At 63.3% G+C, this 6,444-nt stretch carries 6 protein-coding genes; 4 read left to right on the forward strand and 2 right to left on the reverse strand.

Annotated features, from left to right (window positions below):
• Positions 1 to 13: 13 nt before the first annotated feature.
• Both J2X68_RS40010 and J2X68_RS40015 read right to left on the reverse strand, forming a co-directional pair.
• Positions 14 to 550 (reverse strand): transposase family protein, encoded by a 537-nt coding sequence (locus J2X68_RS40010; protein WP_399041968.1) that lies wholly within the window; start codon positions 548 to 550, stop codon positions 14 to 16.
• A gap of 37 nt (positions 551 to 587) precedes the next feature.
• On the reverse strand, positions 588 to 1,475 hold the full coding sequence (locus tag J2X68_RS40015) for a 3'-5' exonuclease (protein ID WP_310437520.1): 888 nt from the start codon (positions 1,473 to 1,475) through the stop codon (positions 588 to 590).
• A 704-nt stretch (positions 1,476 to 2,179) separates the two neighbouring features.
• On the opposite strand from J2X68_RS40015, the gene J2X68_RS40020 reads away from it, so the two are divergent.
• The 4 genes from J2X68_RS40020 to J2X68_RS40035 all read left to right on the forward strand — a co-directional run bounded on the left by J2X68_RS40020 (position 2,180) and on the right by J2X68_RS40035 (position 5,721).
• On the forward strand, positions 2,180 to 3,043 hold the full coding sequence (locus J2X68_RS40020; protein WP_310437521.1) for an alpha/beta hydrolase: 864 nt from the start codon (positions 2,180 to 2,182) through the stop codon (positions 3,041 to 3,043).
• A 173-nt stretch (positions 3,044 to 3,216) separates the two neighbouring features.
• Complete coding sequence (locus J2X68_RS40025) at positions 3,217 to 3,936, forward strand: alpha/beta hydrolase (protein ID WP_310437522.1); 720 nt, start codon at positions 3,217 to 3,219, stop codon at positions 3,934 to 3,936.
• Positions 3,937 to 4,055: 119 nt separating this feature from the next.
• A complete protein-coding gene (locus J2X68_RS40030; protein WP_310437523.1) occupies positions 4,056 to 4,934 on the forward strand; it encodes an alpha/beta hydrolase in 879 nt (292 codons plus the stop codon).
• A 319-nt stretch (positions 4,935 to 5,253) separates the two neighbouring features.
• Positions 5,254 to 5,721, forward strand: a complete 468-nt coding sequence (locus tag J2X68_RS40035) for a nuclear transport factor 2 family protein (RefSeq protein WP_310437524.1) — start codon at positions 5,254 to 5,256, stop codon at positions 5,719 to 5,721.
• Positions 5,722 to 6,444 lie beyond the last annotated feature (723 nt).

A 6,444-nucleotide genomic window follows, 5' to 3' on the forward strand; every position in this document is an offset into this window, starting at 1 on the left:
TCGAACACCTCCCTCAACGGCACAGGCGCCTCGTGCGTTGCGCCTGCACCACCGTCACCCGATCAGTGGCCACTCTGAAAACGCTCAGTGTGTCGCTCAGCAAACGCCATATCAGCTTCTGCCAGCCTGCTGTTCCATCCTTCGTGCGCAGGCTATCGACGACCTCGGCGAGGGTGCGCAGCCTGCTGCCGGGCGCGACGGTGCAGCCGCGCGCCGCCAGCAAGGGTCGTAGCTCACCGATTGCGGGCGTGATGGTGAAGCGGTCGACAGCGAACCAGCAGGCCAGCACATCGAGCGTGACGCCGTGCCGCAGGTGAACGAGGGTTGCCAGCAGCCGGTCGACGAAGGCCAGCTTGTGCTTCGCCCCGGCCCCGACCGCCCGGCGTCGAGGGCGCGACACGAGCACGGCCTGGTGCCGCTCGTGCCACAACGGGCCGATCTCAGCGACGAGTTCAGCGAACACACCTGGCGACAAACCCGTGATCCGCTGGCTCCGAACGATAGCCGCACGCGCCCGAGCCCCCACCACGGAAGCCGTGATGACGATCACGGCTTCAGCTCGCCACCGCCAACCATGCACGAGGTCGTTAGCTCACGGGTTCTGGCACGTCAGAGGAGCCAAAAGATCCATAGAGTTCATGGAAGGGAGGCGCGGCCATTTCTTTCAGCTTTTCCAGGAGCGATTGACAACCGGCAACTGCTGTTTCAAAGTCATGCGACGGCACATTCCGATAAGTTTGATCCTTGTGTGACCACAGTCCGCGCCATATCGCATATTGCTGCATGGCGTCCTCCCACCATGCCTGCCCGAGCCAACCAGCAGCAGCATCAGATGAGCCAAAGTGCCGAGTCAACTCCCGCTCGAGATCCCGGCGATCGGATTCCGAGTTGTACGAGACCAGCGTGTGACCTTGAAGCACCTTGGAGAGCCGGGGCAAAATCTGTGCGAGTGTTGACTCTGTTGCAGCTCGTACTGATCCAGTGCCGTTCATGCTGGTGGATGCAGGGTCATCGGCCGACTCAAATCTAATATCTTCATCGAGCAGTATCGTACCGCTGGCAGTTGCGGCAGCGATCTGCATCGTCAGGGCGTCCTCAAAATCAGTGGTCTTAATACTGATAACGACCAGTGAGTTGTCCGCGAGCATATTCGTTGCCCACTGGACAGATTGTACGCGGTCCTCGCTCCACGATGCCGGGCGACGAAGTGCGCGCACTGCATCGTCCAGAATCCGGAATGATTCTCCAGTGGACTGAACTCGCCATACGGGCTGACCGTCACCCCGCCATACGTGCACTATCCCTATGTATGCAGCACCATCATAGACAACCCATGTCGGCCGTTCGGTGTCGGCTGGCATAATGAACTCGGCTCGTCGGCCGTCAACGTCACGGACGAAGATGTCTTTCATCTCTCCTAGATGTTCGATATCGGCGACAGTCGCCGGAAGCTGCTTTTCGAATGCAACAGGCATGGCCACTCCGCAATTTCGTGTCGGCGGCAAGCCCACCTTGGATCACCGCTTCTGAGGAGTGCAACGCACCCCGAGCAGTAACAGTTCTTGACGGACCGTCTAATAAGAGTGTGCAGCAAGTGGCGGGGTCTGTTGCCGAGTGATGCGGCGCGGGCCTGACCGGCCGGGCCGACAGCACCACGGTTGTCGTCGGCAGCCGGTGTCCGCTGTGTGCCGACGAAGGTGGTCAGTGCCGGTGTGCAGCGCGCAACGCTCGGTCGAGTCCCCAGGCAGGCCACATCTCGAGATCCTGACCGCGGGGGCGCCACGTACGTGACGGCGGCCGACGTTGTCCGTGCGCATCGTGGAGCGCGCCGGGCTTTGCTTCGGCCATGGAGGATTTCCCCAACGGCGCCGGCCAGCGCCGCATCTCGACGGCAGGGCTGATCAACCAGGCCATCACCGGTAATGATCACCTGACCGGGCGACTCCCGGTCCGGGGCACGGCGACTTCCGCAACCCCCAGTTCATCCTGACCCTGGAGGCGTCCGGATGGGGTGTCGACCTCTCGGCGCGGTGACTCGCGGACCGTGATGCGGCCGCGATCCTGAGTCGGGAAGCCGCCACCGCACTGCCACACGGTTCCACAATTCGTCCACAGCGAGCCCGTACGTTTTAGTGATCATGCTCGGAAACGGGCACACCGGGCGAAGGCGGCGCATAGCATGGTCAGGATTCATCATCGGTACGCCGTGGTCAACGGCTATCAGATCTTCTACCGGGAAGCCGGGCCGAGAGACCGTCCCACCGTGCTGCTCCTTCACGGCTTTCCTTCAAGCTCACTGATGTTCCGGCACCTCCTGCCCCGGCTGGCGGACCGCTGGCACCTTGTTGCACCCGACCATGTCGGCTTCGGACTCTCCGATGCGCCGACGGCTGACACGTTCACGTACTCCTTCGACTCGCTCACCGACATCACGGCAACTCTTCTTAGGCAGCTCGGCATCGAGCGGTACTGCCTGTTCGTCCACGACCACGGCGCCCCGATCGGGTGGCGGCTTGCCCTGAGGACACCTGCCGCCGTCACCGCGATCATCACCCAGAACGGCAACGCGTACGACGAGGGCTTACTGCCGGAGTTCTTCACTGCCGTGCGCGACTACTGGCGCGAGCAAATTCCCCGGACCGAAGCCGGCGTTCGTGAGGCGCTCACCCTGGAGCTCACCCGGTGGCGGTACCTGGCGGGCGTGACCGATGAGACTCTGGTAGACCCCACCACCTGGACCCACGACCACGACCTGCTGTCGCGGCCCGACAACGACCGGGCGCAGCTCGCGCTGTTTCGGGACTACGCCACCAACCTGGCGCTCTACCCCCAGGTGCAGCGGTACTTCCGCGAGCGGCAGGTTCCACTGCTCGCCATCTGGGGAAGGGGCGATCCGATCTTCGGGCCGGCTGGGGCGCTCGCTTTCACGACCGACTTGCCGAACGCCGAAGTCCACCTGATCGACGGTGGTCATTTCCTGCTCGAGAGCGCTCTCGACGAGGTGGCGCCTCTTGTGCGGGCATTTCTGGACAGGCATCTGTGATGGACGCCCTCGCCGACCTGGGTGGTTCACAGATCAGTCACCGGTCATCCACTGCACCTGTCTACCTTCAGTGACGACACGAGCTCCCGCAAAGAGCACAGACCTTCATCTCATGGATGCGCCGGTCGGCGTATTCCCCCGACCGCCACAGGCGGTTGAACGAAGGAGAAGCCATGTCCAACACGCCTACCGTGGTACTGGTCCACGGAGCTTTCGCCGACGCCTCCAGCTACGCCCGCGTCGTCCCCGAGCTGCTCGCCGACGGCACCCGGGTAGTGGTTCCCGCCGTACCTAACCGCGGCCTCGCAGGCGACGCGGCCTACGTCGCCTCTATCGTCCGGCAGATCGAGGGGCCAGTGCTCCTCGTCGGACACTCCTACGGCGGCGCGGTGATCACCGTCGCCGGACGTGAGGACAACGTGGTGGGGCTGGTGTACCTGGCCGCCTACGTACTCGATGAGGGCGAGAGCCTCGGCGAGCTGCAGGGCCGCTTCCCCGACTCGCCACTGGCCGAAGCTCTCGTCTACACGCCCTTCCCTGTCGCGGGCTCTGACGAGCCGGGCATCGATGTCTCGGTGGATGTCGCCAGGTTCCCTGAAATCTTCGCCGCCGATGTGGACACGGCCCTCACGCGTGTCCTGGCCGTCTCGCAGCGGCCGCTCGCCGGAGTTGCCTTCGGCGAGCCGGCCGGCGCGGCCGCCTGGAAGGACCACCCCGCTTGGGGAATCGTCGCGTCCGCCGACACGGCCATCAACCCCGAGGTACAGCGGTTCGGATATGAGCGCGCCCAGGCCAAGGTCACCGAGGTCGACTCCTCCCACCTCGTGATGCACGCCCAGCCGGCGGAAGTAGTCAGGGTGATCCGTGAGGCCCTCGCCTCCGTGCACCGGTGACATCGTCAGAACCAGAAGCTCAGCATGGGATAAGAGCAACGCTTCAGCTTCCGAGTGGGCGGTTCGAAGAACCGCCCCGGAAGAGAAAAAAGCCGATTCATCCCCTCTCAGGAGACGTTATGACCGACAGCAAGCCGGTAGTTCAGCACCGCACCGCCACCATAGACGGTGTCAAGGTCTTCTACCGTGAAGCAGGAGATCCAGCCGCTCCGGCCGTTGTGCTTCTGCACGGCTTTCCCGCCTCGTCCCACATGTTCCGGAACCTGATTCCCGAACTTGCAGACCGCTACCATGTCATCGCTCCCGATCACGTAGGATACGGGTTCTCCGACGCGCCTCCGGTCGACGAGTTCGAGTACTCGTTTGAAAATCTGACCAACATCACCCTGGCGCTGATCGACCAGCTCGGTCTCCAGGAATTCGCGCTGTACATCCAGGACTACGGAGCCCCCATCGGGCTGCGTATCGCCAGCCGCAACCCGGACCGGGTGACGGCCCTCCTGGTTCAGTCGGGCAACGCCTATATGGAAGGCTTCACGCCTTTCTGGGACATTCTCTTCGCACACGCCAAGGATCGACCAGCCAACGAGGCAGCTGTACGCGAATACCTGACGGCCGAGAAGACACACTGGCAGTACACTCACGGTGTCCCTGCCGACCGCCTGGACCGGATCGCCCCGGACACCTGGACTCTCGACCAGGCGCTGATGGACCGGCCGGGAAACAAGGAAATACAGCTGCAGATGTTCTGGGACTACCAGTTCAATCTCCCTGGGTACCCGGATTTCCAGGAGTACTTCCGTAAGCACCAGCCACCTACGCTGATCACCTGGGGAAAGAACGACGAGATCTTCGGCGCCGACGGAGCACGCGCCTATGAGCGTGACCTGCCCGACGCGGAGATCCACCTTCTCGACGCGGGCCACTTCGCTCTCGAGTCCCACGGGCCTGAGATCGCCGGCCTGATCCGCGACTTCCTGGAGCGAGTCATCGTCTAAAGACAACGGGACACCGCCAACTGCGCTGTACGGATACTTCCCGGCGCCTCTTCATCGGTCGAGGCTCAGCCGTCGCCCGGGGCCCTTGCCCGCACAGGTCCCCGGGCATTCAAAGAAACCGACAGAACTGCCGGGTACTGCCGTATGGCGACCATGGCCATCCGACACGTCGTACCTGCCGGGCAGTCAATCCGTGGAGGTGCGCCGCCCAGGGCGCTCCTCCACGGGACGCGGACCGGCAGGCAGGCAGCCGCGGCGCTCACAGCCGCCCCATCGACACTGGGCGCGCGGTTCATCATCCAACTCTTCGGAGCCCACTATGCCGAGCAGGCCCCCCGTACCTCCTTTCACACATGAGTCCGCCGTAGAGAAGGTGTTCAATGCAGAGAATGCCTGGAATACCCGGGACCCGCAGCAGGTAGCCCTGGCCTACTCACCGAACAGTGAATGGCGAAACCGTGCAAGTTTCGTTCGGGGCCGCGAACAGATCGTCGAGTTCCTGACTCAGAAGTGGATCAAAGAACAGGATTACCGGCTGCTCAAGGAGTTGTGGGCGTTCGACGGCGACCGTATCGCCGTCCGTTTCGCCTACGAGTACCACGACAACTCGGGTAGCTGGTACCGCGCATATGGGAATGAAAACTGGGAGTTCGACGAGGACGGGCTGATGCGACGGCGCATAGCCAGCATCAACGATCTGCGAATCAGCGAGTCCGAACGCAAGTTCTTCTGGCCGCAGGGCCCCCGTCCTGCGGATCACCCCGGGCTCTCCGAACTCGGCCTGTAGAAGAACCCGCCTCGATCTGAGCCAGCGGGTGTGGAGCGCTGAACTTGGTTTCTTCTGCGAAGACTGCACGGCAGCGGCACAACACCGTCCGCAGGTAGGGCGAACGGGCCGTCCACGACTACGCCAGGATCGCCGTTAGGGCGCGTTGTACGGAGCGGGAAGCAAGTACGCACCACCTCTCCTTCGAAACACGCCCTCACAGCGTGCAAAGTGACGTCCCCGCGAGCAGCAATACCGCGCGCGTGACGCTGGTTCTCGCTGTCGCACCTCAGCTGGTGTTGACGACGTCAAGCCTCCAAGAGCGCTGCTCACGGAGGCAGCTGCTTCTAAGCCGCTTCTACAAGGGAAAACGTCAATCTCGGTGCCACCCGGCGCCAGAACTGGGTCACGCTAGGGGACGACCGGCGACCCAACAGCCGTGTCAGACATGGTCCACTCGCTCCAGATCAGGAGGGCCGGCTGGCTCCGCGGGTCGCCAGAGTTTTTGAACCAGCCGACGGCTGCGATACGTGTGATGCAGGGAAGGCCGAGCGACATGGGTGGCGAGGTTCGCACATCGACTGTCCGCGCCCCTTGGCCTCGGACCCGTCTGTCTTCCACCAAAGACCCTGAAATGTGCCTGCACTCGAGGAGAGAACCCAAAGTGGCCGAGCTGTTCTACGACGCCGACGCCGACCTGTCCATCATCCAGGGCCGCAAGGTCGCGGTCATCGGATACGGCAG

It is taken from the genome of Streptomyces sp. 3330, assembly GCF_031456635.1.
GTDB lineage: Bacteria > Actinomycetota > Actinomycetes > Streptomycetales > Streptomycetaceae > Streptomyces.

Bases quoted from the DNA above. Each gene is read 5' to 3' on its own strand.
- J2X68_RS40025 (WP_310437522.1), top strand. From the start codon at position 3,217: ATGTCCAACACGCCTACCGTGGTACTGGTCCACGGAGCTTTCGCCGAC.
- J2X68_RS40030 (WP_310437523.1), top strand. From the start codon at position 4,056: ATGACCGACAGCAAGCCGGTAGTTCAGCACCGCACCGCCACCATAGAC.
- J2X68_RS40035 (WP_310437524.1), top strand. From the start codon at position 5,254: ATGCCGAGCAGGCCCCCCGTACCTCCTTTCACACATGAGTCCGCCGTA.
- J2X68_RS40020 (WP_310437521.1), top strand. From the start codon at position 2,180: ATGGTCAGGATTCATCATCGGTACGCCGTGGTCAACGGCTATCAGATC.
- J2X68_RS40015 (WP_310437520.1), bottom strand. From the start codon at position 1,475: ATGCCTGTTGCATTCGAAAAGCAGCTTCCGGCGACTGTCGCCGATATC.